The following is a 23,145-nucleotide window of genomic DNA, read 5'->3' as shown; positions in this document are numbered from 1 at the left end:
TTTAAGGATATTAGATACGACTTCATATTGGTACATAATTATTAGAGCATGTATTCTCATTTTCTTAAGAGAGTGATTGACTTCCTTCTCGTGTTTTGCATATTGGCTTTGATTTGGCCGATACTGTTTCTTGTCGCTTTTTGGTTGCATTTTGCCAATAAGGGCTCCGGGGTCTTTTTCACTCAGGAGCGTCCAGGGAAGGATGGAAAGATTTTTAAAGTTATCAAGTTTAAGACCATGACCGATGAACGGGATGCAGAGGGGAATTTATTGCCTGATGCTGTACGTTTGACAAAAGTTGGAAGTTTTGTACGTTCTACTTCGATTGATGAGCTTCCACAACTGATTAATGTATTGAAAGGGGATATGGCTTTGATAGGTCCCCGTCCTTTATTGCCTCAATACTTACCGCTTTATAGTAAAGAACAAGCTCGTCGTCATGAAGTCCGTCCGGGGATTACGGGTTGGGCGCAAGTTAACGGGCGCAATGCTATCAGTTGGTCAAAGAAATTTAAACTGGATGTGTGGTATGTAGATCATTGTTCTTTTCTACTTGATTTGAAAATTGTTTTTATGACAATAAGAAAGGTATTTATAAGGGAAGGTATCAGCTCTGATACTTCGGCTACGATGGAAGTCTTTACTGGAAATAACTAATATCAAAACATGTATTTATATGGTGCCAGTGGTCATGCCAAAGTGATCATTGATATATTGCGTGCAAATCATGAACCGATTGAAGCGTTGTTTGATGATAATGAGGAAATTCATTGTCTTTTTGACTATCCCGTATTACGTCCGTCGAAGGTCTGCGGACCATTGATAATCAGTATTGGGAATAATGGTATTCGCAGGAAGATTGCCAAGGAGTTAAAGGTTGAATATGGCAAAGCTTTTCATCCTTCTGCAATTATATCTGAAGAAACTGAGATAAGAGAAGGCTCGGTAGTTATGCAGGGGGCAATTGTGCAGTCGGATGCTTGTATTGGCAGCCATTGTATTATCAATACCGGTGCTTCGGTGGATCATGAATGTCTGATTGCTGATTATGTGCATATTTCTCCCCATTGTACGCTTTGTGGCAATGTGCAAGTTGGCGAGGGGACATGGATTGGTGCCGGCAGTGTTGTTATTCCGGGTGTTAAGATAGGGAAGTGGAGTATTATAGGTGCTGGTTCCGTTGTTACAAAGGATATTCCGGATGGTGTGTTGGCTGTAGGGAATAGGTGTAAGATTATCAAGAATATAGTTTTGTAAATCACGTAATTTTATGGATAAGAGAATATATCTTTGCCTCGCCCACATGAGCGGCAAGGAGATAGGTTTCATACAAGAAGCCTTTGATACCAACTGGGTTGTTCCTCTCGGACCGAATGTGAATGCCTTCGAGCAGGATTTGGAATGTTTTGTAGGGCAGGATAAAAAGGTGGTGGCTTTAAGTGCTGGTACTGCCGCTGTGCATCTGGCCCTGCTTGCTTGCGGAGTTGGTCAGGGCGATGAAGTGATAGTGCAGAGCTTTACCTTTTGTGCCTCTTCCCATCCGGTGACCTACCTCGGTGCTACTCCGGTATTCGTGGATTCTGAGGCTGATACATGGAACATGGACCCGGTTCTTCTGGAGCAGACTATCAGGGAGCGTATCAACAAGACCGGGCGGAAACCTAAAGCAATTGTTCCGGTAGCTTTGTATGGAATGCCCTACAGGATAGACCAAATCATGTCAGTGGCAGATAAATATGGTATTCCGGTCATAGAGGATGCCGCCGAAGGCTTTGGAAGCAAGTTTGACGGGCAAGTCCTCGGAACTTTTGGCAAATATGGTGTGCTTTCTTTCAATGGCAACAAGATGATAACCACCAGCGGTGGCGGTGCTTTGATTTGCCCTGATGAAGAGTATAAGCGTGAGATAATGTTCTATGCTACCCAGGCCCGTGAGTCCTATCCCTACTACCAGCATGAGCGTATAGGCTATAATTATAGGATGAGTAACATTTGTGCGGGAATCGGCCGCGGTCAGATGACGGTGGTGGATGAGCATATAGCGCACCATAAGCATCTGTGCGGTCTGTATCGTAAGTTGTTGGCCGATGTGGAGGGAATTACGCTTCATGAGAATCCTTCCGGACGTTATGACAGCAATTATTGGCTGAACACGGTACTGCTTGACGGGAATCTGCATGTGAGAGGTGAGGAGGATGCCTACCGTGAGACAGTAAAAGGCGCCGTAGGTGGTGCCGCCGGTGTTACGCATGAGTCAGTGAGTGCCCATACTTCTTGTGAGCCTAACCGTAATGTAGAGGCCATGCGTGTTTGCTTGGACAGAGCCGGTATCGAGAGCCGTCCCTTATGGAAGCCCATGCACCTCCAGCCGGTTTATTCGGCTAATCCTGCCTATGTGAATGGTGTCAGTGAGGGCTTGTTCAAACGTGGTCTTTGCTTGCCGAGTGGTCCTTATGTGACGGATGAGGATGTGAGATACATAGTGAATGAAATGAAGGAGAGTATACTATGAAACTACATAGTATCAATTTTTTATGAACTAATTTCAGAAAACAGCTTCAGTGGGGCTGTTTTCTTTGTTTATAGGCATATTTGAGATAGTTACCGAGAAGTCTTCCCTGACTTCGGGGGATGTCCATAATGTGATCCTCTGTGATAGAGAGTCATAGTTGTGTGTTGCCACTCTTACTTGAATAACCGTTCTTTGGTGGTGAATAATAACCAATAAACGTTTATCAATTATGGCAGTAGTAGCTTATTTAAGAGTAAGTACAGAAAAACAGTTTTTAGAGAATCAGCGCGAGGAAATTATACGCTTCGCGGAAAAGAATGGGTTGAGCATCGACAGATGGTACATGGAGACGGTCAGCGGAAAAGTGAGTAGCAAAGAGCGTAAACTGGCGGGCTTGTTGGACCGGATGAAACCGGGAGACTCCTTGATTATAACGGAAATTTCGCGGCTTAGCCGGACACTGCTGGAGATAATGACCATTCTTAACTCCTGCATCAAAAGGGGAGTGGTGCTGTACAGTACCAAAGAGGGGTATGTGTTCCAGAATGACATCAATAGTAAAGTGCTGGGTTTTGCTTTTGGACTGATGGCCGAGATAGAGCGTAATCTGATTTCCATGCGCACCAAAGAAGCCTTGGAACGACGGAGGAAAGAAGGAAAACATCTGGGCAGGAAGAAAGGGGACACACCCAAGATGAAGATACTCTATGCGAACAAGAGGAAACTTGTAAGGGAGCACCAAAGAGGAGAGTCGTGTGCCGAACTTGCCCGGCAGATGGGAGTGTCACGGACTACGATGTTCCGTTTTCTGAGACGTTATTGAGCAATTCGGCTAAACGAAGGTGTCAAAGGTGGGATTCCTTTTGACACGCTTCGTGTGGGCTACTTATTCGGCCGATACTTCTTTCTCTTTCTTTTCCTTCCACTCTTTCCCGCGCTTGTGCAGGTTTTTCAGCTCGAATGACAGCATGATACGGAAGAAACCTATAATCAGGAATGCAAACGAAATCATGTACACGGCGTAAAGGGCGCCTACTGCCGGTTGCCACAAGATGATGAGCGAGCAGATGACGGCAAGAATACCGAAAGCAACATACCATCCCCAGTCTCTTGTCCCGTATCTTTTGAGGTCCATGGCATAGCCTACGGATGAGAAGCCGCGGAACATCAGCCAGAAGGCAATGATGAATGGAATGACTTCCATGCTGAGCATTGGGTAGGTTATCAGGTAGAATCCCAGAATCATGTCGATGATACCTCCAGCCAGATACCATCCCCAACTGGATACCCTTCTACGGTTACTTACTGCAAAGGATATTTCCAGCAGACCGCTGAACAACATGGAGACGCTGAACAGAATGCTCAATACTGCATACCCGCTGAGAGGGGAGAACATCAGGCTTATAGCCACTATTACATAAAGAATACCAAGAATGAGTGAAATCCACCAATTCTTTACTTCCTGCTGAAGTTCGTCAAAAATAGTTTTCATGTGAATTTAATTTTTTAAGTGATTATCATTAATTCGTCCGTAGAATAACAGTTTATCTGGAAAAAAGTTTCGGGTGAACTTTTTCTGTATGTAATTTGTTATGTATACATATAATTTGATAAAACTATGGCTACAACAAAATTTAAAGGACAACCGGTAAAGGTTATCGGTGAATTTATAAAGGTGGGCTCTGTTGCCCCCGATTTCGAATTGGTAAAAACAGATTTGTCTTCATTCTCTTTGAAGGAACTGAACGGGAAGAATGTTATTTTGAATATTTTCCCCAGCCTTGACACTGGTGTGTGCGCTACTTCTGTACGTAAGTTCAACAAACTGGCTGCCGGCCTGCCCGATACGGTAGTGTTGGCAATCTCCAAGGATTTACCTTTTGCACATGCACGTTTCTGTACAACGGAGGGTATTGAGAATGTGATTCCTTTGTCTGATTTCCGTTTCTCCGATTTTGATGAAAACTACGGGGTACGCATGGCCGACGGACCGCTTGCAGGTCTATTGGCGCGTTCGGTAGTGGTTATCGGTAAGGATGGTAAGATTGCCTATACGGAATTGGTACCTGAAATTACGCAAGAACCAGATTATGATAAAGCTATTGCAGCTGTAAAGTAGAAAGTTTGGATTTGGGATAAACAATAAAAAGCGGTGGACAGAATTTATCATGCTGTCCACCGCTTTTTTATTATCATGCCGTTTTCTTTTTTATTTCTTCTTCATTCCTTTATAGATGAAGAATGCCACGATGAGTACACCGATGCCGATAAATACATAACCTATCTCATGGCTGTATTCCGTTACTTTGGCAAGCAGCTGTTCCTCGTTCTCGATGCCGGGTACTGTGGACAAGTAATATCCGATGAAAGCCAGGATGGAATTCCAAAGGCCCGCACCCAGGGTAGTGTACAGCAAGAAAGTTCCCAGTTTCATGCGTGCCAGACCGGCAGGGATGGATATCAACTGGCGTACGGCAGGTATCAGGCGGCCGACAAAGGTTGATACGGCTCCATGCTTGTCAAAATATTCTTCCGCATGCTGCACTTTGGCTTCGTCGATGAGGCACATGTGCCCGAAACGGCTGTTGGCAAACTTGTAAATGATGGGGCGTCCCAGCCATTTTGCCAGATAGTAGTTTATCAAGGCTCCGATATTTGCCCCTATGGTTGCAAACAATACCACCAGATATATATTCATGTTGTCATTGTTGGCGGCTTTCCAAGCGGCAGGAGGGACTACAACTTCCGAAGGGAAGGGGATAAACGAACTTTCAATGGCCATCAATAAAGTGATGGTCCAGTAATTGAGGTGGTCGAGACACCATTGGATAAAGGCTACTGATTCCATTTGCTAGATTAGTGGTATATAATTACTGTTATTGTAATGCATTGAAAATATTCTTCATCACTAGGGCCAGCTCTTCCTGGTTATCTTCTTGTAGTATCTGTTGCAATTTGTCCAACTCTTCCAGCCTGAACGGATGTTCGCACAGCTGGTTGTACTTCATGAAGTTCTCCTTGTCTTTGAGCAGCATATACAGAGAGGTCAGCCTTTCGTTGATACCTTCAAAGTCCGGCTCCATCTCTTTGACATGTTCAAAGGCCAGCTTGGCATAGCTCAGTTGTCCTATTTCCATGCTACACATGCCTATTTCGTGCCAGGTATCCGCATAGGGGGCATACTCTAAGGCTTTGGCCCATCTCTTCACACCTTTCTCATACTCACCTTCTTCCATGTAGATGCGTCCCTCAATCAGGTACGGGTCTATCTCTTCGGGTGCCAGGTCGTATGCTTTTTTACAATACTGGTGTGCTTTGCGTTTCTTTCCCATCTTGTGCAGGCATAGGGCTGCATTGGCATAAAGAGAAGGCAAGGCGAAGTCATGGCTGTCTTCGGCCGTTATGGCTTTTTCCAGATAGTCGTATCCTTCTTTCCACTCTCCTTTGGAGGTTTTGTTCAGGCCGATGAAGGTGTTGATGAAACCGTGGGAGACGAGATGGAACTTTTCGGCTTGCAGGTAGTTCTCCATGGCACTTTCCTCATTTCCCAATTGGAAGAAGGAATGTCCTTTCATTAGGTAGGCATCGGCAAACTCGTCATCGGCCACCGTGGCATAGTCGCATGCTTCGATTGCTTTGTCGAACATCTGCTGGTCAAAGTAGCAACGGGCCAGTCCAAACCAGTAAGGAGCCGAATACGGATTCTTGTCAATCAGCTTATTGAAGAAGAAGGTGGCTTTTTCAAACAGTCCCTGGGCATAGTAACAATCGCCGGTGACGGCAAGGTAGGCTTCTTCTTCGGCATATTTTTCGAGTCCGCGCGTCAGCCATGTCAATGCTTTTTCCGGGAATCCCATGTCGATGTACATATAGGATACATCAACGATATTGGCCAGGTCGTCCTTATCGTCTATGCTGTCGAGTATCGCTTCCGCTTCTTCTTCTTTGCCTTCGCCCAACAGTAGGTTGGCTTTCAGCACTTTCACTTCGGAAGATTCTTCGGCAATCCGTTCCAATATATCTTTGGCTTGCTCTTTATGCTGGGTGTCGAGGAACAAGTATGCCTGTTCCACCAGCAGAGCCGTATTATCCGGATGTATTCCCAAGCCATACTCTACGACCTCGGTAGCCATGGCATATTTATGATGCACGGCATACCAGTCTGCGAGGTCGGCTAAGTCGTCTGCGTCTAGATAGATGGTTCTGTTCTCTGCTTTGGCAGCTTCATATTGTTCTGCCATTTCTTGCAGTTCTTTGTCTCTTCCGGACAGCAGGTTTTTTTTACTCATATTCTTATTTATTGATTTTACCCCAAACGTCTTTCAGACCTACAGTACGGTTGAATACCATTTTTTCTGGCGTAGAATCTTTGTCAACATTAAAATAACCGATACGTTGGAACTGCAGGTAGGAGAGGGGCTGCATGCCGGCAGCGTACTTCTCGATGTAGCAGCAGGGCAGCACATTCAGGGAGTCGGGGTTGATCATCTCTTTCATGGCTGTCAGTGCGTCGCAGTTCTTCGCTTCGCGGATGGCGGCAAGCTCGTCGCGCGGGTTCTCCACTTTCCACAGACGGTCGTAGAGACGTACTTCTGCTTCGAGGCAGTGGGCACAACTTACCCAGTGGATGGTGCCTTTCACCTTACGGTTGGCTCCGGGCAGACCGCTCTTGGTATCGGGGTCGTATTCGCAATATACTTCGGTGATTTCACCGGCATCGTTCTTCTTGCAGCCGGTACACTTCACGATGTACGCGTTCTTCAGACGTACCTCTTGTCCCGGTGTCATGCGGAAATATTTCTTCGGAGCATCTTCCATGAAGTCGTCGCGCTCCATCCAAAGTTCGCGGCTGAATTCGATGACGTGGTTGCCTTCTTCGGGATGTTCGGGGTTGTTGACGGCTTCCATCTCTTCCACTTGCCCTTCGGGATAGTTGGTGATGATAAGCTTCACCGGATTCAGTACGGCAGATACGCGGGTGGCGCGGTCGTTCAAGTCCTCGCGCACGGCGCTTTCCAGCAGGGCGAATTCATTGAGCGCATCGTAGGTTGTATATCCTATTTTGTCGATGAACTTATGAATGGACTCCGGAGAGTATCCCCTACGGCGGAAACCGCAGATGGTCGGCATGCGGGGGTCGTCCCAACCGTTTACCAGACCTTCCTTGACCAGAGTCAGCAGGTTGCGCTTGCTCATCAGCGTATAGCTGAGGTTCAGTTTGTTGAACTCATACTGATGGGGGCGGTTATCGTCGAGGTCTTTGCCTTCCTTCACCCAGTCCACGAAGAGATCGTAGAGTGGACGGTGGGGCACAAACTCCAGTGTGCAGAGCGAGTGTGTCACGCCTTCGAAGAAGTCGCTTTGCCCGTGGGCGAAGTCGTACATCGGATAAGCCTTCCAAGTGGTGCCCGTGCGATGGTGCGGATGCTTCACTACACGGTAGATGATAGGGTCGCGGAAGTGCATGTTGGGGCTTGCCATGTCTATCTTGGCACGGAGCACCATGGCACCTTCCTCAATCTCGCCGCTGTTCATCTTCTGGAACAAATCCAGTGTTTCTTCGATAGGACGGTTGCGGTAGGGACTTTCCACACCGGGCTGGGTGGGAGTTCCTTTCTGGGCGGCAATCTGCTCGGAAGTCTGTTCGTCGATGTATGCCTTGCCCTCTTTGATGAGGCGGATAGCGAAGTCCCACAATTGCTGGAAATAGTCGGAAGCGTAATATTCGTTACCCCATTTGTAGCCCAGCCACTGGATGTCTTCCTTGATGGCTTCTACATATTCCACATCTTCTTTGGTGGGATTGGTGTCATCGAAACGCAGGTTGCAGACACCGCCGTGTGCGGCGGCAATACCGAAATCAAGGCAGATGGCCTTGGCGTGTCCGATGTGGAGGTAACCGTTTGGTTCGGGCGGGAAGCGTGTCTGTACTTTTCCCCCGTTTTTACCCTCTTTCAAATCGTTTTCTACTATTTGCTCAATGAAGTTCAAGCTCTTTTTTTCGCTTGTTTCTTCGCTCTTTATTTCTGCCATAATGTTACTATTTTCGTATCGTGGGGACAAAGATAGGGTAAAAAAATGAAGAATGAAGAATGAAGAATGAAGATTTATTCTTTATGTACCGGGATATATCCGCTCTCTTTGATGATTTTCTGTCCTGCGGCAGACAAGATGAAATCGAGCAGAGGGGCTACGACCGAGGCGTTTTTTCGGTTATAATAATAGTATAGCGGGCGTACTATCGGATAAGTCTTATTGGTGGCATTCTCCAGCGTGGGAGCGGCATAATGCTGCCCGTCGTATGAAACGGCGAGTGTCTTGATACGCGGTGATACATAGGCTAGACCCACATATCCGATGGCTCCGCGAGTTTGGCTGACGGATTGGATAATGGCTCCCGTGGCAGGCATGGAGAGACTGCTGCTCATGTAGTTCTTGTTTTTCAGTACGCTTTCCTTGAAGAACTCGTAGGTACCGGAGGAAGTCTCGCGGGAGTAGACTACGATTTTGCGGTCGTCTCCGCCCACTTGCTGCCAGTTGGTGACTTTGCCCCGGAAGATATCTTCCAGTTGTTGGCGGGTCAGTTGTTTCACTGGGTTGGAGGGGTGGACCACTACGGCAAGGGCATCGTAGGCGATGGGAACTTCTGCCAAGTCTTCTCCGGCGGCTTTGGCCTTCATCTTTTCGCTGAACTTGATGGCGCGGGAAGCCATGGCGATGTCCGTGGTCTGGTCCAGCAGGGCTGAAATACCGACACCGGTTCCGCCGCCGGTCACGGTGACACGGGCAGAGGGGTTTAGGGTCATAAAGCGTTCGGCGGTCTGCTGCGCTATGGGGAGCACGGTGTCGCTGCCTTTGATGCGTTGCGCCTGCATGCCAGTGGTGGCAGCTGCCAGGGCGAGGAGTAGGAGTAATTTTCTTGTCTTCATAAAACACATGGTGCAAATAGGGTAAACACATGATGCAAATTAAGGTAATGGATATTACAAATGTGTTACATGGAATGTGCTTTGAGTCGTTGTAATAGTTTTGTAACACCTTTGAAACATTTCTTTCAAACGTTAGTCACACTGCCTTAACATCCGGCCCGTTCCTTTGCATACAGAAATCAATAGGCAACATGAAAAAGATTTTTGAGAAGATTGTAGAAGGTATACTGGCTTGTAGCGGCTTTGTGACGAGTCTTACCATCGTACTTATCGTCGTGTTCCTCTTTTCCGAAGCGCTGGGCTTGTTCAGCAGCAAGGTGATAGAAGAAGGGTATGTATTGGCCTTGAATAAGGAGAACCGGGTGAGCGAACTGACTCCGGCACAGATAAAGGATGTCTTTGATGAAGAGCTGACAAACTGGAACGAAGTGGGGGGGAGGACCTTCCTATCCGCCTTTTCCGTTTGGAGGACATCACACAGTATTATACGGAAGAGCAGTTGGGCGCTTCCTATGAAAATGCAGGTGCTTGCATTACGGAGCTGGTGGAGCGTACGCCTGGCATTATAGCCTTCGTACCGCAGCAGTTCGTCGTTCGTCCGGACTCGGTGCATCTGCTGAAAGACAACACCATCTCGGTGAAGGACGTCTTTGCCGGTGCTGAATGGTTTCCCACGGCAACACCTGCTGCGCAGTTCGGCTTTTTGCCGCTCATTACGGGGACGTTGTGGGTCAGTCTGTTTGCCATCCTTTTTGCACTGCCGTTTGGTCTGTCGGTGGCAATCTATATGTCGGAGGTAGCCAATTCCCGGGTAAGGAATCTGCTGAAACCTATCATTGAGTTGCTGAGTGGCATACCGTCGGTGGTTTACGGCTTTTTCGGTTTGATTGTCATTGTACCTTTTTTGCAGCAGGTCTTCGACTTGCCGGTCGGTGAGAGCGGGCTGGCGGGCAGTATTGTGCTTGCCATTATGGCGCTGCCCACCATCATTACGGTGACGGAAGATGCGATGAGAAACTGCCCTCGTGCTATGCGTGAAGCCAGTCTGGCACTGGGAGCGTCGCAATGGCAGACTATATATAAGGTAGTGATTCCTTACTCCATTTCGGGCATCACCTCCGGAGTGGTGTTGGGCATCGGCCGTGCGGTGGGCGAGACGATGGCTGTGCTGATGGTGACGGGCAACGCCGCCGTCATTCCCCATACCATCCTGGAACCGCTGCGCACCATTCCGGCAACGATTGCCGCCGAACTAGGTGAAGCGCCTGCCGGCGGACCTCATTACGAAGCATTGTTCTTGCTGGGTGTCGTGCTGTTCTTCATCAGTTTATTGATAAATTTCACGGTGGAAGCAGTTTCGCCAAGACGAAAATAAAAGAAGGTAGATATGGTCAATAGAAAGCATCTTTCGCAAAACGTGGCATTTGGCTTGTTCCGTCTGTTGAGCTTGAGTGTGGTGGGGATTCTTTTTGCTATCCTCGGTTTCATTATATATAAAGGTATAGGAGTCATCGATTGGGAGTTCCTCACAACGGCTCCTGCCAACGGTATGACTGCCGGCGGAATCCTTCCTGCCATTGTAGGTACGTTCTGCTTGATGGCGGGCAGTGCCTTGTTTGCTTTTCCGGTGGGAGTGATGAGTGGCATTTATATGAATGAGTATGTGCCGAAAGGCTGGGTGGTACGCTTCATACGGATGATGACGAATAATCTGAGCGGCATCCCTTCCATCGTGTTCGGTCTGTTTGGCATGGCGCTGTTCGTCAACTATATGGATTTTGGAGACAGCATCCTGGCAGGTTCGTTGACGCTGGGTCTGCTAAGTCTGCCTTTGGTTATCCGCACCACGGAAGAAGCGCTGAAAGCCATCCCCGACAGCATGCGCGAGGGAAGCCGCGCGTTGGGAGCTACCAAGCTTCAGACCATTTGGCATGTCATTCTGCCGATGGGGATGCCCAATATCATCACCGGACTGATTCTGGCGTTGGGGCGTGTTTCGGGCGAGACGGCACCCATCCTTTTCACCTGTGCCGCCTACTTCCTGCCACAGTTGCCTGCAAGCATCTTCGACCAGTGCATGGCGCTTCCTTATCACCTCTACGTCATCTCTACTAGCGGCACCGATATGGAAGCGCAGCTTCCCATCGCCTACGGCACGGCACTAGTGCTGATACTCATTATCCTCCTGGTGAACCTGCTGGCAAACGCCCTGCGGAAATACTTTGAGAAGAAGATTAAGACGAATTGAAAACATATACAATAGGTATGAAGAACAAGATAGAAACCCGTGACGTGAATTTCTGGTATGGCGATTTCCATGCCCTGAAAGGCATCAGCATGGACATTGAGGAGAAGTCTGTGATAGCCTTCATCGGCCCCTCGGGCTGTGGAAAGTCTACCTTCCTGCGCCTGCTGAACCGCATGAACGATTTGATTCCCGACACCCGTCTGACCGGCGAGATACGCATTGACGGACAAGACATCTATGGAAAAGGAGTGCAAGTGGATGAACTCCGCAAGAACGTGGGCATGGTGTTCCAGCGCCCCAATCCTTTCCCAAAAAGCATCTTCGAGAACGTTGCCTACGGACTCCGTGTGAATGGCATCACCGATAACGCCTTCATCCGTCAGCGGGTGGAAGAAACCCTGAAAGGCGCCGCTCTTTGGGACGAGGTGAAGGACAAGCTGAAAGTCTCCGCCTACGCCCTCTCCGGCGGTCAGCAGCAACGTCTCTGCATAGCCCGTGCCATGGCGGTGTCTCCTTCAGTCCTGCTGATGGATGAGCCGGCATCCGCCCTCGACCCCATCTCCACTGCCAAGGTGGAAGAGCTTATCCACGAGTTGAAGAAGCAGTACACCATCGTCATCGTCACCCACAACATGCAGCAGGCAGCGCGTGTCAGTGATAATACGGCTTTCTTCTATATGGGGCAGATGGTGGAGTTTGGAGATACCCGGAAGATATTTACGAATCCCGATAAGGTGGAGACGCAGAACTACATCACGGGACGCTTCGGGTAGCGGATTGTTCCATACAAGCAAAAATAAGTTGTACAAAAGTAATCTTAAAATAGAAACATTATGGTGAAGTTTATCGAATCTGAACTCGTCTTGCTGAAAAAGGAAATAGACGAAATGTGGACCCTGGTATATAATCAGCTCGACCGTGCAGGTGACGCCGTGCTTACGCTGGACCGGGAACTGGCCCAGCAGGTATTGGTGCGCGAACGTCGCGTCAATGCTTTCGAACTGAAAATAGACAGCGACGTGGAGGATATCATTGCCCTTTACAACCCCGTTGCCATCGACCTGCGCTTTGTGCTTGCCATGCTCAAAATCAATACGAACCTGGAGCGTCTGGGAGACTTTGCAGAAGGCATCGCCCGCTTTGCCCTCAACTGCCATGAACCGGCATTGGATACTGAGCTGGTCAAGCAACTCCGTCTCGAAGAGATGATAGCCCAGGTGCTCTCCATGCTCGAGCTTGCCAAGCAGGCACTTCAGGAGGAGAGCCAGGAATTGGCTACCGCTGTGTTTGCCAAGGACAATATGCTGGACGAAATCAATGCTGATGCCACTGCCATCCTTGCCGACTACATCAGCCGGCATCCGGAGAGTGCACTTTCTTGTCTGAACCTGGTGAGCGTGTTCCGCAAGTTGGAGCGTTCCGGTGACCATATCACGAATATTGCCGAAGAAATAGTGTTCTTTATCGACGCAAAAGTGTTAAAACATAGCGGGCGGACAGATGAACACTACTTAAATGATAAGAAATAAACAAAATTTTAGGATAATTTCAGTGTTTCATGGAAAATAGCCTTATATTTGTCCATTGAAAACGATTGCAGGTGTAGAAAAATGCTTTGAAATGATAATAAACTTAAATGATTTCTCAAAAAGATGTTATAAGACATGTTTTTTAATTTGGTTAGTATCACGAAAAGCGCCTATATTTGCATCGTTATCCTGAAAACAATCTTTTTACCTTAAAAAAAAAACTAATACCTATTGAAAACTGAAAAAGGAGGCTTTGTGAAAAGCTTCCTTTTTTTTGTACCTATACGAAGGGCTTTTTGTATCTTTGCGCATATTAATAATAAATCGCGTATAACCTAAAAGTATATAGAACCATGTTTTCCGGAATAGTAGAAGAATGTGCCACATTGGTGGCGATGGTCAAAGACCAGGAGAATGTACATTTTACTTTCAAGTGTTCATTCGTCAGTGAATTAAAAATAGACCAAAGTGTGTCTCACAACGGTGTTTGCCTTACAGTAGTCAGTCTGACAGATGATACCTATACCGTGACGGCCATGAAGGAAACGCTGGACCGTTCCAATCTTGGCTTGTTGCAGGTGGGAGATGAAGTGAATGTGGAGCGTAGTATGATGATGAACGGCCGGCTGGATGGCCATATCGTTCAAGGACATGTGGACCAGACTGCCACTTGCATCGATATAAAGGATGCGGAAGGAAGCTATTACTTTACTTTCCGGTATGCTTTTGACAAGGAGATGGCAAAGCGCGGCTACATCACGGTAGACAAAGGCTCGGTAACGGTCAATGGTGTCAGCCTGACCGTGTGCAATCCCACCGACGATACTTTCCAGGTGGCCATTATTCCTTACACCTTTGAGCATACCAATTTCCATGCTTTCAAAGTGGGCAGTGTGGTGAATCTGGAGTTCGATATCATTGGTAAGTACATCAGCCGCATGATACAATATAAATAAGGTAACGGCACTATGGACGATTTCCTGCAATTAGTGGCATCCCGTCAGAGTGACCGTGCCTATGATATGACTCGTGCCGTGGAGCCTGAGAAATATCGGTGATTTACTTTTTAGACACAGATGACGCAGATGACGCGGATTTTTTTAATATTCCCATCCGCGTCATCCGCGTCTAAAAAATAATCAAAAAGAAAGCAGATACGGAGTTTCTGGAAAGACTTCCGCGTGCTTACAAATCCTTTAGCAGCACCTTGCTTGCATTCTTGTAGTATTCCTCCCGTGCCTTCAGCAATGCTCCCCATTGGTTGTTGAATTCATTTTCCTTATCAATTTTGAAATCTTCTGAGCCGTGCGTGTCCAGTTTGTCCAGTAGGAGGGCCACATTCATTTTGTTGATATCCATGGAAGGCTGGTAAGCGATGTCTTCACTCTTTTCATCGGTCACCACTTCATGTAGGAGGTTGATTTCCTGCAATTCATAAAGGGTTTCGTGTGTCAGCCGGATGGGAATCTGGCACTCTTCGGATATCTCTTCGGCTGTATAGGGCTGGGCGTCTTGTTCAAAGCGCTTGGCTATGAGAGACATTATCAGGATGGAGATAAAATCGCGGTAGCGCCGGCTGATATTGCGCGCATCCTTGTCGAAGCTGAAGTTCCGGATATTCTGTCCGGCGTAGGTCAGTTCGGCACCGAATAGGCAGATGGTCCAGGATACCTGCAACCATAGCAGAAACATCGGAAGGGCGGCAAAACTACCATAGATGGCATTGTAACGGGAAACCCACAACTGGCTGCTGATGTAAAGGAATTGGAATGCCTGGTGTGCCGTACCTGCCAGAATACCGGATATGAGTGCGTGTTTCAGCTTGACCTTTGTATTCGGCATAAAGACGTACAGTGCTGTAAACATGAACCAGGTCAGCACGAAGGGGATGAGGCGCACCATAAACTTGCCGACGGGAGCCAGCAGGGTAAAGTCTTCGAGGTTCTTCACCATCGTACTCATGAAGATGGAAAGACCACCGGACACCACCAGCAGAATGGGCATCAGCAGAAGCATAGAGAAGTAATCCGTTATTTTGCGGTACATGCTGCGCGCCTTTTTCACCTGCCAGATGCGGTTGAAGGTGATTTCCATATTGTTGATTAGATTCAGGACTGTCCACAGCAACATAATCAGACCCACTCCGATGAATATTCCACTCTTGGTCTGAGACAAATACGAATTCACGAATTGCAGGATGACTTCCGTGGTTTCCGTAGGACCGCCGAAACCGTTGACAATCTGGCTTTCCATCAGATTATCGAATCCGAAACCGCGGGCTATGGCAAACAAAATGGCAAGAATAGGCACGATGGCAAGCAACGTACTGTAAGTCAGCGCCGAGGCTTTGTTTACTATCCGGTCTTTGGTGAAGCGGTTGATGCAAAGATAAATCGTCTTGATGATATTGTATACGGAAAAGGTCGTTCGCGTGACTTCATCTTCCGTAATACGCCAGATGTCGTAGGTGAGGAATTTCCAAAGGGCAGCAATACGCTTGTTCATGCTATTATCTCGATTATCCATTGTCAATAAAAAAGCAGTCAGTCTGTAAGCCGGGTTCTGTTCTTCTGTTTCTGAAAAAGCCTAATTAGGAATTATCCATTCTTCATTATCCATTCTCCATTAAAGAAGTGTCTGTCATTTATCTGAGCCGCATGTCACCATACAAGCTTTAGCGGTCTACCCTCCGACATGGAGCGAGCAACTCTCATAACGTCGGTTTACATGACCTTACAACTCCCAAGACGCACAGCCCTTGTGTCGCCACAAGACTGGTAGGCTCTTACCCCACCTTCTCACCCTTACCGTAGCCCAAGGGCGACGGCGGTTATTTTCTTCTACGTTACTCTACCCTCACGGACAGCTTTCTGTTAGGAAGTGGGACGCTCTGTGTTGCCCGGACTTTCCTCATACGCACGAGGCGCAAGCGACAGACCGACCAACTGCTTTATAGGGTACAAAGATACGGAATATTAATGAAGAATGAAGAATGAAGGATGAAGAATTTGTTGTGCAGTGTGCGGATGCAGTACGGATGAATCCTTCATTCTTCATTCTTTACCCTTAATTATCTTAAAAACATGTATCTATTTCGGAATAAATTCGTAGCTTTGCTATTAGTAATAACCCCCAAATCCTTTTGGCCAATGAAAAAGTTATCCTCTCTTTTTTCTTTATTTCTGTTAATCCCGCTTTTTGCTGTCGCTTCGGAAGTGGGTGACCGTACAATACCTGCAGAAGTGGCGCAACTCGCTGACAGTTTGAAACAAAAGTTTGCACCGGACAAGCGCGTGGCTTTGTTCGATGTGGATTACTCTTTCTCCGGAAAGAATGTGATGTTGCGTGGTGTCACCACTTCGGCAGAGGCAAAGACGGCTTTGCTGGATGGTTTGGCAAAGAAAGGATATGCGGTGATGGATTGTCTGCAAGTGCTTCCGGATGAGGCCGGACTTGAAGGCAAGACGTATGGCATTGTCAATGTGTCTGTGTGCAATCTTCGGGTAGCCCCGGATTTCTCTTCAGAAATGATGACGCAAGGCTTGATGGGTATGCCGGTGCGGGTGTTGCAGCGCGACGGCTGGTACCGTATCCAGACACCGGACAACTACATTGCATGGGTACACCGAGTAGGCATACATCCCGTCACGCGGGAAGAGCTGACCGCTTGGAACAATGCAGAGAAAATAGTGGTGACTTCGCATTATGGCTTTGTCTACTCACAGCCCAGCCAGGCATCGCAGACCGTCTCTGATGTTGCTGCAGGAAACCGCCTGAAGTGGGAGGGGACAAAAGGTGCCTTTTATAAGGTGGCTTATCCCGACGGCCGTCAGGGATATATCTCCAAATCCATCTCCATGCCTGAGAAGAAATGGCGTGCCACCTTGAAGCAGGATGCCGCCAGCATTATAGCCACGGCGCATAGCATGATGGGCATCCCTTATCTTTGGGCTGGCACTTCCTCCAAAGGGGTGGATTGTAGCGGCTTCATGCGCACCGTTCTTTTCATGCACGACATCATCATTCCGCGGGATGCTTCCCAGCAGGCATACGTGGGCGAGCATATCGATATCGCTCCTGATTTCAGTAACCTCCAGCCGGGCGATTTGATTTTCTTCGGGCGCAAGGCGACGCCGGAACGCAAGGAACGTGTGGTACATGTCGGCATGTATATCGGCAACAAGCGTTTCATCCATTCGCAAGGCGATGTGCGCGTCAATAGCTTCAGCCTCGACGACGAGCTGTTCGATGAATACAACCTCGGTAGACTGTTGTTCGCTACGCGCGTGTTACCTTATATAAATAAGGAGGCGTCGCTCAATACAACGGAAACGAATCCATTTTATTCAATGTAATAATGTGCTAATGTGCCAATATGCCAATGACCTGCGGCGTGACGGTGCAAACATAACGTAGCATATACATAGCGCAGTCCATTGGCACATTAGCCCATTAGCATATTGGCACATTTAATACACACACAATTATGTCAAACAGAAGAGATTTCCTGAAAACCGCCGCTTTTGCCGCACTCGGCTCAGGCATGGCAATCAATCATGTATTTGCCGGAGGAAATGACGCTCCTTCCTTGTTCAACGTGAACAGTAGGGCAGGTGTAACCCCAAAAATGAAACTGCGTTTCTTCCCCTATGAACTGAAATTGCGCCATGTCTTTACAGTGGCCACCTACTCGCGTACTACCACTCCCGACGTTCAGGTCGAGATAGAATATGATGGCATTATCGGTTATGGTGAAGCCTCCATGCCCCCGTACCTGCAACACGAACTAGGTACGATGGACAGTGTATTAGCTTTTTTGAAGAAGGTGCAGGATGTCATCGGCCAATTCTCAGACCCCTTTCAGCTGGAAGATATACTGGCTTATATAGACAGCCTCTCGGCAGGGGATTCCGCTGCTAAAACTGCTGTGGACATCGCCTTGCACGACCTTGTGGGCAAACTGTTGCAAGCCCCTTGGTATAAGATATGGGGGTTGGACAAGGAGAAGACTCCCTTTACAACTTTCACCATCGGTATTGATACGGCCGACGTGGTGCGTGAAAAGACGAAAGAGTGTGCCGACCGGTTCAATATCCTTAAAGTAAAGCTGGGGCGGGAGAACGACAAAGAAATGATAGAGACCATCCGTTCGGTGACGGACCTTCCGATTGCCATTGATGCCAACCAGGGCTGGAAAGACAAACATCATGCGCTCGATATGATACATTGGCTGCACGAAAAAGGAATTGTCATGATAGAGCAACCGATGCCCAAGGAACAATTGGACGATATCGCATGGGTCGCTCAGCAAAGCCCGTTACCCATATTTGCCGATGAGTCCATCCAGCGTCTGAAGGATGTGGCAGGCTTGAAGGGCGCCTTTACGGGCATCAACATCAAGCTGATGAAGTGTACCGGCATGCGCGAAGCCTGGAAGATGGTGACTTTGGCACGTGCATTGGACATGAAAGTGATGGTAGGCTGTATGACCGAGACCTCTTGTGCCATTACCGCTGCCTCCCAATTCTCTCCGGCAGTGGACTTTGCTGACTTGGACGGTAGTCTGTTGATTGCGAATGACCGTTTCAAGGGTATGGAGGTTGTGAAAGGTAAGATAACGTTGCCCGAATTGCCGGGTATTGGAGTGGTGAAGTTATGAGAAAGCTATTGTATACCGTCGCTCTGTTTGTGATGGCTTCTGCATGCAGCACGAAGCCCGAGAGCAAGCCCTACAATTGGGAGGACGACCTGCACCAACGTCTGCTTACGGACTTCTGTATGACGGAATCCCAGGTGAAGGACTATATCCGCAAGTATATTCCCGACGTGACCGATGAGCAGATGCGCCAGTGGGAAGCCTCCAAAGCTTTGGAGTGCATGATGCTGGATGGAGAGAAACGCTATTTCCGCAATGCCGGACCTAATCTGTTTCGTGTGGACTCCACTTGCTATGACATCAAGATAGCCAAGGAAGGCACTTCGCCGAGTGGCAGCGAGAAAGTGAATATGGAGAACCTGCCCGAAATCATTTCTGCTGTGAAGAAAGAGGGCAAGGCCATTGTTGCGCCGAAGCGCATGCGCGTCACCTACACGTTGACCGTAGATACCAATGCCGTGCCTGCCGGGAAAATCATCCGTTGCTGGTTACCCTATCCCCGTCAGGACCAGGCCCGGCAGCAGGATGTCAAGTTCATTTCGGCCAGCGAACCGCAATACACCTTTTCGTCGCCCGAGTGCCGTCACAGTACATTGTACATGGAGAAACGTGCTGTCGAAGGCGAACCGACCGTATTCTCCGAAACCTTTGAGTTTACCGCCAACGGCGAATGGCATAATCTGAAGCCGGAAGACGTGCAGCCCTATGATACGACGACCGCCCTTTATAAGGAATATACTGCCGAGCGTGAGAAGCATATCGTCTTTTCCCCGCGCTTGCGCGAACTTGCTGCCAAATTGACAGCAGGTGAAACCAACCCCTACCTGAAAGCCAAACGTATCTTCCGTTGGGTGAATGACAACTTCCCGTGGGCTTCTGCACGCGAATATTCCACCATTGAGAATATCCCGGAATATGTGTTGGATAACCGTCACGGAGACTGTGGCCAAGTCAGCCTGCTGTTCATTACGCTTTGCCGCATCAGTGGTATTCCCGCACATTTCCAGAGCGGCTTTATGATGCATCCCCGTGCATGGAATCTGCACGATTGGGCAGAAGTCTACTTCGAGGGTGTGGGTTGGGTGCCTGTCGACCAGTCATTCGGCATTCCTGCCTTTGCCCGCAATGCCGACGAAGAATATTTCTTCCTGGGTGGTATAGACTCTTGGCGCATGATTGTGAACACTGATTACGGCATGCCGCTACAGCCCGAAAAGCAGTATCCCCGCAGCGAGACCGTCGACTTCCAGCGTGGCGAGGTGGAGTGGGAGGGAGGTAACCTCTACTTCCCGCAGTGGGACTACCACATGGACATTGATTACTTGAATTATTAAGGTGCTATCTGCTCTCTAAAAACAGATGATGCGTTCAGCCCGAACACATCATCTGTTTGGTATAAACGCATCATCTGTTTACCCCAAATGCATCATCCGTTTCGGCCGCAACGGGTGATGCGTCTTTTTATGCCCTATCTGTCAGTTCTTTAACAGTCAGCAATCGTACATAAATGCTAATTTGTCAGTCTTTGCCGTTAACCGCTGTTAAGCCCTAAATATCCTCTGTTAAAAGAGAACAAAAAAGAGTGACAAGCGGAATAACTGAACGTTTTTTGTCGTTATTTTAACGTCGTAATGTTAAACGAAACTTGAATATTAACAATTTAAAGAATAGGAAGAATAGTATGAAACAGACAACAAAAAACATCCTTGGAGTTGCGGCTATCGTGCTCCTGAGCTCTGGAGTGGCTGGATTGACCACTTATAAGATGCTGAATAAGGAAAAGCCTGCCGCATTCAGCGAGTTGTTCCAACAGAACCCCAATAATCTGCTACCGGCGGCTTTCCATGCAACGGATGCCCAGCCTGTGGATTTGACACAAGCAGCGGAGAGTTCGCTCCATGCTGTAGTGCATATACGTGCCACTCAGTTGAGTAAGACCCAGACGGTACAAGAACAGCCGGATATTTTTGACTTCTTCTTTGGAGACGGTCGTGGACGCCAGCGCCAGATACAGACCCAGCCGCGTGTAGGTTTCGGTTCGGGTGTCATCATCTCCAAAGACGGATATATTGTGACGAACAATCACGTGGTGGAAGGTGCTGATGAAATCACTGTGAAACTGAATGACGACCGTGAGCTGAAAGGACGCATCATCGGTACTGACCCCAGCACGGACTTGGCATTGATTAAGATTGAAGGGGATGACTTCCCGACAATTCCGGTTGGTGACTCCGACCAGTTGAAGGTGGGAGAATGGGTATTGGCAGTAGGTAATCCGTTCAACCTGAACTCTACCGTAACAGCTGGTATCGTCAGTGCAAAAGCCCGTTCCATTGGCTCTTCTGCCTCCAATGGACAAGCTGCAAACATCCAGTCTTTCATTCAGACGGATGCTGCCATCAACCAAGGTAATAGTGGTGGTGCGTTGGTGAATGCCAAAGGCGAGCTGGTTGGTATCAATGCCATGCTTTACTCACCCACGGGTGCTTATTCCGGCTATGGTTTTGCCATTCCTACCAGCATTATGACAAAGGTGGTAGCCGACTTGAAACAGTTTGGTACCGTGCAGCGCGCGCTCCTTGGCATCAAGGGTAGTGATTTGAGCACAGACCTGCAGATGGACGAACGCTGGACCGAAGAACTGAAGAAGAAGGCCGACGAACTTGGTGTGAAAGAGGGTATCTATGTGGCCGAAGTTGTTGAAGGTGGTTCCGCTGCCGGCATCTTGAAGGAAAATGATGTAATCATAGCATTGAACGGCAAGAAGATTCACAAGTTCTCGGATTTGCAGGAAATGCTGGCAAAACACCGTCCGGGCGACAAAGTGAAGGTAACAGTGGTTCGTGACAAGAAGGAAAAGGAATTCGAAATCACGCTGAAGAATGAGCAAGGCACTACGAAGGTAGTGAAGGATGCCGGAATGGAAATCTTGGGTGCAGCCTTCAAGCCCGTATCTTCCGAGCTGAAGAAGCAGTTGAACCTGGGTTACGGTCTGGAAGTTACCGGGGTTACCAATGGCAAGATGGCCGATGCAGGTATCCGCAAGGGCTTCATCATTCTGAAAGCCAACGGAGTGCCGATGAAGACGGTGGACGATTTGGAAAAGGCGATGAAAGAGGCAAGAAAGTCTCCTGAGCAAGGTTTGTTCATCACCGGTATGTTCCCGTCAGGAAAACGTGCAATGTATGCCGTTGATTTGACTCAAGAATAAAAAATAGGGATAGTTAGGTAAGAAGATTGTAATATTAGCTAACAATAGCGAAAAAGGGGGTGTCGGTACAATACATACCGGCATCCTTTTTGTTATATAGGATAAGATATAAATAAGGTGAAAAAGTTGGGATGAAATTATTGTAACAAAATAATTTGTCGTACCTTTGCAACCCAAATCTGTATTATAAGAATGAGACAACTTAAAATTACAAAAAGTATCACTAACAGAGAGAGCGCTTCTCTTGACAAGTATTTGCAGGAAATCGGTCGCGAAGACCTCATTACTGTTGAAGAGGAAGTGGAGCTCGCTCAGCGCATCCGCAAGGGTGACCGTGTTGCACTGGAGAAATTGACACGTGCCAATCTGCGTTTCGTTGTATCTGTGGCCAAGCAGTACCAAAACCAAGGTTTGAGTTTGCCCGACTTGATTAACGAGGGTAATTTAGGACTGATCAAGGCTGCCGAAAAGTTCGATGAAACACGTGGTTTCAAGTTCATCAGTTATGCAGTATGGTGGATACGTCAGTCCATTCTGCAGGCTTTGGCAGAGCAGTCGCGTATTGTACGTCTTCCGTTGAACCAGGTAGGCTCGCTGAATAAAATCAGCAAGGCCTTCTCCAAGTTCGAGCAGGAAAACGAACGTCGTCCGTCTCCTGAAGAGCTTGCCGATGAACTGGAAATCCCTGTTGACAAAATCTCTGATACGCTGAAGGTGTCCGGCCGTCACATTTCGGTGGACGCACCTTTTGTAGAAGGAGAGGACAACAGCTTGCTCGATGTGCTGGTCAACGACGACTCCCCTATGGCCGACCGCTCTTTGGTGAACGAGTCTCTTGCGAGGGAAATTGATAGAGCTCTTTCTACGTTAACCGATAGGGAAAAAGAAATCATACAGATGTTTTTCGGTATCGGACAGCAGGAAATGACATTAGAGGAAATCGGCGACAAATTCGGCTTGACCCGTGAGCGTGTGCGTCAGATTAAGGAAAAAGCAATCAGAAGATTAAGACAAAGTAATCGTAGTAAATTGCTCAAATCTTATTTGGGATAAATAAGAA

At 48.0% G+C, this 23,145-nt stretch carries 20 protein-coding genes, 1 other RNA gene and 2 pseudogenes; 16 read left to right on the top strand and 7 right to left on the bottom strand.

The window, feature by feature from the left end; translation table 11 throughout:
* Positions 1-48 precede the first annotated feature (48 nt).
* The 4 genes from EYA81_RS01740 (at position 49) to EYA81_RS01725 (ending at position 3,335) form a co-directional block, all read left to right on the top strand.
* On the top strand, positions 49-657 hold the full coding sequence (locus tag EYA81_RS01740) for a sugar transferase (protein WP_008664828.1): 609 nt from the start codon (positions 49-51) through the stop codon (positions 655-657).
* 9 nt (positions 658-666) lie between these two features.
* A complete protein-coding gene (locus tag EYA81_RS01735; RefSeq protein WP_008664826.1) occupies positions 667-1,257 on the top strand; it encodes an acetyltransferase in 591 nt (196 codons plus the stop codon).
* A 13-nt stretch (positions 1,258-1,270) separates the two neighbouring features.
* On the top strand, positions 1,271-2,512 hold the full coding sequence (locus EYA81_RS01730; protein ID WP_008664824.1) for a DegT/DnrJ/EryC1/StrS aminotransferase family protein: 1,242 nt from the start codon (positions 1,271-1,273) through the stop codon (positions 2,510-2,512).
* Positions 2,513-2,741: 229 nt separating this feature from the next.
* Positions 2,742-3,335, top strand: a complete 594-nt coding sequence (locus tag EYA81_RS01725; protein ID WP_005831322.1) for a master DNA invertase Mpi family serine-type recombinase — start codon at positions 2,742-2,744, stop codon at positions 3,333-3,335.
* A gap of 63 nt (positions 3,336-3,398) precedes the next feature.
* Here the strand turns inward: EYA81_RS01725 and EYA81_RS01720 are convergent, their stop codons facing one another.
* Complete coding sequence (locus EYA81_RS01720; RefSeq protein ID WP_008664823.1) at positions 3,399-4,004, bottom strand: HdeD family acid-resistance protein; 606 nt, start codon at positions 4,002-4,004, stop codon at positions 3,399-3,401.
* A gap of 126 nt (positions 4,005-4,130) precedes the next feature.
* Here EYA81_RS01720 and tpx point away from each other — a divergent pair, with 126 nt between their 5' ends.
* Entirely contained in the window at positions 4,131-4,631 is a 501-nt protein-coding gene (gene tpx, locus EYA81_RS01715; protein WP_005831317.1) for a thiol peroxidase, read from the top strand.
* Between the two features lie 90 nt (positions 4,632-4,721).
* On the opposite strand, the gene EYA81_RS01710 is transcribed toward tpx, so the two are convergent.
* The 4 genes from EYA81_RS01710 to EYA81_RS01695 all read right to left on the bottom strand — a co-directional run bounded on the left by EYA81_RS01710 (position 4,722) and on the right by EYA81_RS01695 (position 9,441).
* Positions 4,722-5,360 carry a DedA family protein gene (locus tag EYA81_RS01710; protein WP_005831315.1) on the bottom strand — a complete coding sequence of 213 codons (639 nt, stop codon included), beginning with the start codon at positions 5,358-5,360 and terminating at the stop codon, positions 4,722-4,724.
* A 28-nt stretch (positions 5,361-5,388) separates the two neighbouring features.
* Positions 5,389-6,801, bottom strand: coding sequence for a tetratricopeptide repeat protein (locus tag EYA81_RS01705; RefSeq protein WP_005831314.1), 1,413 nt, complete (start codon positions 6,799-6,801; stop codon positions 5,389-5,391).
* Positions 6,802-6,805: 4 nt separating this feature from the next.
* Positions 6,806-8,545 (bottom strand): glutamine--tRNA ligase/YqeY domain fusion protein, encoded by a 1,740-nt coding sequence (locus tag EYA81_RS01700; protein ID WP_005832304.1) that lies wholly within the window; start codon positions 8,543-8,545, stop codon positions 6,806-6,808.
* A gap of 74 nt (positions 8,546-8,619) precedes the next feature.
* Positions 8,620-9,441, bottom strand: coding sequence for a PstS family phosphate ABC transporter substrate-binding protein (locus EYA81_RS01695; RefSeq protein WP_131225304.1), 822 nt, complete (start codon positions 9,439-9,441; stop codon positions 8,620-8,622).
* A gap of 191 nt (positions 9,442-9,632) precedes the next feature.
* Between EYA81_RS01695 and pstC the strand changes: the two are divergent.
* The 6 genes and pseudogenes from pstC to EYA81_RS01665 all read left to right on the top strand — a co-directional run.
* Positions 9,633-10,816 (top strand): annotated as a pseudogene (gene pstC, locus EYA81_RS01690) (phosphate ABC transporter permease subunit PstC).
* A gap of 12 nt (positions 10,817-10,828) precedes the next feature.
* Positions 10,829-11,689, top strand: a complete 861-nt coding sequence (pstA, locus tag EYA81_RS01685; RefSeq protein WP_035448806.1) for a phosphate ABC transporter permease PstA — start codon at positions 10,829-10,831, stop codon at positions 11,687-11,689.
* Positions 11,690-11,706: 17 nt separating this feature from the next.
* Entirely contained in the window at positions 11,707-12,462 is a 756-nt protein-coding gene (gene pstB, locus EYA81_RS01680) for a phosphate ABC transporter ATP-binding protein PstB (protein ID WP_016274364.1), read from the top strand.
* Positions 12,463-12,522: 60 nt separating this feature from the next.
* Positions 12,523-13,218 (top strand): phosphate signaling complex protein PhoU, encoded by a 696-nt coding sequence (gene phoU, locus EYA81_RS01675; RefSeq protein ID WP_057282083.1) that lies wholly within the window; start codon positions 12,523-12,525, stop codon positions 13,216-13,218.
* Between the two features lie 353 nt (positions 13,219-13,571).
* Positions 13,572-14,174, top strand: coding sequence for a riboflavin synthase (locus tag EYA81_RS01670; RefSeq protein WP_005832292.1), 603 nt, complete (start codon positions 13,572-13,574; stop codon positions 14,172-14,174).
* 12 nt (positions 14,175-14,186) lie between these two features.
* A pseudogene (locus EYA81_RS01665) lies at positions 14,187-14,267 on the top strand (NAD(P)H nitroreductase); the annotation flags it as partial.
* A gap of 136 nt (positions 14,268-14,403) precedes the next feature.
* On the opposite strand, the gene EYA81_RS01660 reads toward EYA81_RS01665, so the two are convergent.
* Entirely contained in the window at positions 14,404-15,723 is a 1,320-nt protein-coding gene (locus EYA81_RS01660; protein ID WP_005832288.1) for a YihY/virulence factor BrkB family protein, read from the bottom strand.
* Between the two features lie 30 nt (positions 15,724-15,753).
* Positions 15,754-16,167, bottom strand: an RNA gene (gene rnpB, locus EYA81_RS01655) — RNase P RNA component class A.
* A gap of 200 nt (positions 16,168-16,367) precedes the next feature.
* On the opposite strand from rnpB, the gene EYA81_RS01650 reads away from it, so the two are divergent.
* From EYA81_RS01650 to EYA81_RS01630, 5 genes are all read left to right on the top strand, one after another.
* A complete protein-coding gene (locus EYA81_RS01650) occupies positions 16,368-17,573 on the top strand; it encodes an NlpC/P60 family protein (protein WP_034522629.1) in 1,206 nt (401 codons plus the stop codon).
* A gap of 131 nt (positions 17,574-17,704) precedes the next feature.
* Positions 17,705-18,877 carry a dipeptide epimerase gene (locus tag EYA81_RS01645; RefSeq protein WP_131225303.1) on the top strand — a complete coding sequence of 391 codons (1,173 nt, stop codon included), beginning with the start codon at positions 17,705-17,707 and terminating at the stop codon, positions 18,875-18,877.
* Complete coding sequence (locus EYA81_RS01640) at positions 18,874-20,208, top strand: transglutaminase family protein (RefSeq protein WP_119957825.1); 1,335 nt, start codon at positions 18,874-18,876, stop codon at positions 20,206-20,208. The genes EYA81_RS01645 and EYA81_RS01640 overlap by 4 nt, the downstream gene beginning before the upstream one ends.
* A 347-nt stretch (positions 20,209-20,555) precedes the next feature.
* Positions 20,556-22,085, top strand: a complete 1,530-nt coding sequence (locus EYA81_RS01635) for a Do family serine endopeptidase (protein ID WP_005831283.1) — start codon at positions 20,556-20,558, stop codon at positions 22,083-22,085.
* A gap of 192 nt (positions 22,086-22,277) precedes the next feature.
* Positions 22,278-23,138, top strand: coding sequence for an RNA polymerase sigma factor RpoD/SigA (locus tag EYA81_RS01630; RefSeq protein ID WP_002561589.1), 861 nt, complete (start codon positions 22,278-22,280; stop codon positions 23,136-23,138).
* Positions 23,139-23,145: the final 7 nt, after the last annotated feature.

Origin of the sequence: Bacteroides sp. A1C1 (genome assembly GCF_004328515.1) — a bacterium.
Classification (GTDB): Bacteria; Bacteroidota; Bacteroidia; order Bacteroidales; family Bacteroidaceae; genus Bacteroides; species Bacteroides uniformis.
This window is presented reverse-complemented; position numbering and strand designations above follow the sequence as displayed.

Excerpts from the sequence above, each read along its gene's own strand:
- EYA81_RS01710 (WP_005831315.1), bottom strand. The coding sequence starts at position 5,360 with ATGGAATCAGTAGCCTTTATCCAATGGTGTCTCGACCACCTCAATTAC.
- EYA81_RS01705 (WP_005831314.1), bottom strand. The coding sequence starts at position 6,801 with ATGAGTAAAAAAAACCTGCTGTCCGGAAGAGACAAAGAACTGCAAGAA.
- EYA81_RS01735 (WP_008664826.1), top strand. The coding sequence starts at position 667 with ATGTATTTATATGGTGCCAGTGGTCATGCCAAAGTGATCATTGATATA.
- EYA81_RS01725 (WP_005831322.1), top strand. The coding sequence starts at position 2,742 with ATGGCAGTAGTAGCTTATTTAAGAGTAAGTACAGAAAAACAGTTTTTA.
- EYA81_RS01635 (WP_005831283.1), top strand. The coding sequence starts at position 20,556 with ATGAAACAGACAACAAAAAACATCCTTGGAGTTGCGGCTATCGTGCTC.
- EYA81_RS01640 (WP_119957825.1), top strand. The coding sequence starts at position 18,874 with ATGAGAAAGCTATTGTATACCGTCGCTCTGTTTGTGATGGCTTCTGCA.
- EYA81_RS01645 (WP_131225303.1), top strand. The coding sequence starts at position 17,705 with ATGTCAAACAGAAGAGATTTCCTGAAAACCGCCGCTTTTGCCGCACTC.
- EYA81_RS01700 (WP_005832304.1), bottom strand. The coding sequence starts at position 8,545 with ATGGCAGAAATAAAGAGCGAAGAAACAAGCGAAAAAAAGAGCTTGAAC.
- EYA81_RS01660 (WP_005832288.1), bottom strand. The coding sequence starts at position 15,723 with ATGAACAAGCGTATTGCTGCCCTTTGGAAATTCCTCACCTACGACATC.
- EYA81_RS01650 (WP_034522629.1), top strand. The coding sequence starts at position 16,368 with ATGAAAAAGTTATCCTCTCTTTTTTCTTTATTTCTGTTAATCCCGCTT.
- pstA (WP_035448806.1), top strand. The coding sequence starts at position 10,829 with ATGGTCAATAGAAAGCATCTTTCGCAAAACGTGGCATTTGGCTTGTTC.
- EYA81_RS01630 (WP_002561589.1), top strand. The coding sequence starts at position 22,278 with ATGAGACAACTTAAAATTACAAAAAGTATCACTAACAGAGAGAGCGCT.
- pstB (WP_016274364.1), top strand. The coding sequence starts at position 11,707 with ATGAAGAACAAGATAGAAACCCGTGACGTGAATTTCTGGTATGGCGAT.
- EYA81_RS01730 (WP_008664824.1), top strand. The coding sequence starts at position 1,271 with ATGGATAAGAGAATATATCTTTGCCTCGCCCACATGAGCGGCAAGGAG.
- EYA81_RS01740 (WP_008664828.1), top strand. The coding sequence starts at position 49 with ATGTATTCTCATTTTCTTAAGAGAGTGATTGACTTCCTTCTCGTGTTT.
- EYA81_RS01670 (WP_005832292.1), top strand. The coding sequence starts at position 13,572 with ATGTTTTCCGGAATAGTAGAAGAATGTGCCACATTGGTGGCGATGGTC.
- tpx (WP_005831317.1), top strand. The coding sequence starts at position 4,131 with ATGGCTACAACAAAATTTAAAGGACAACCGGTAAAGGTTATCGGTGAA.
- EYA81_RS01695 (WP_131225304.1), bottom strand. The coding sequence starts at position 9,441 with ATGAAGACAAGAAAATTACTCCTACTCCTCGCCCTGGCAGCTGCCACC.
- phoU (WP_057282083.1), top strand. The coding sequence starts at position 12,523 with ATGGTGAAGTTTATCGAATCTGAACTCGTCTTGCTGAAAAAGGAAATA.
- EYA81_RS01720 (WP_008664823.1), bottom strand. The coding sequence starts at position 4,004 with ATGAAAACTATTTTTGACGAACTTCAGCAGGAAGTAAAGAATTGGTGG.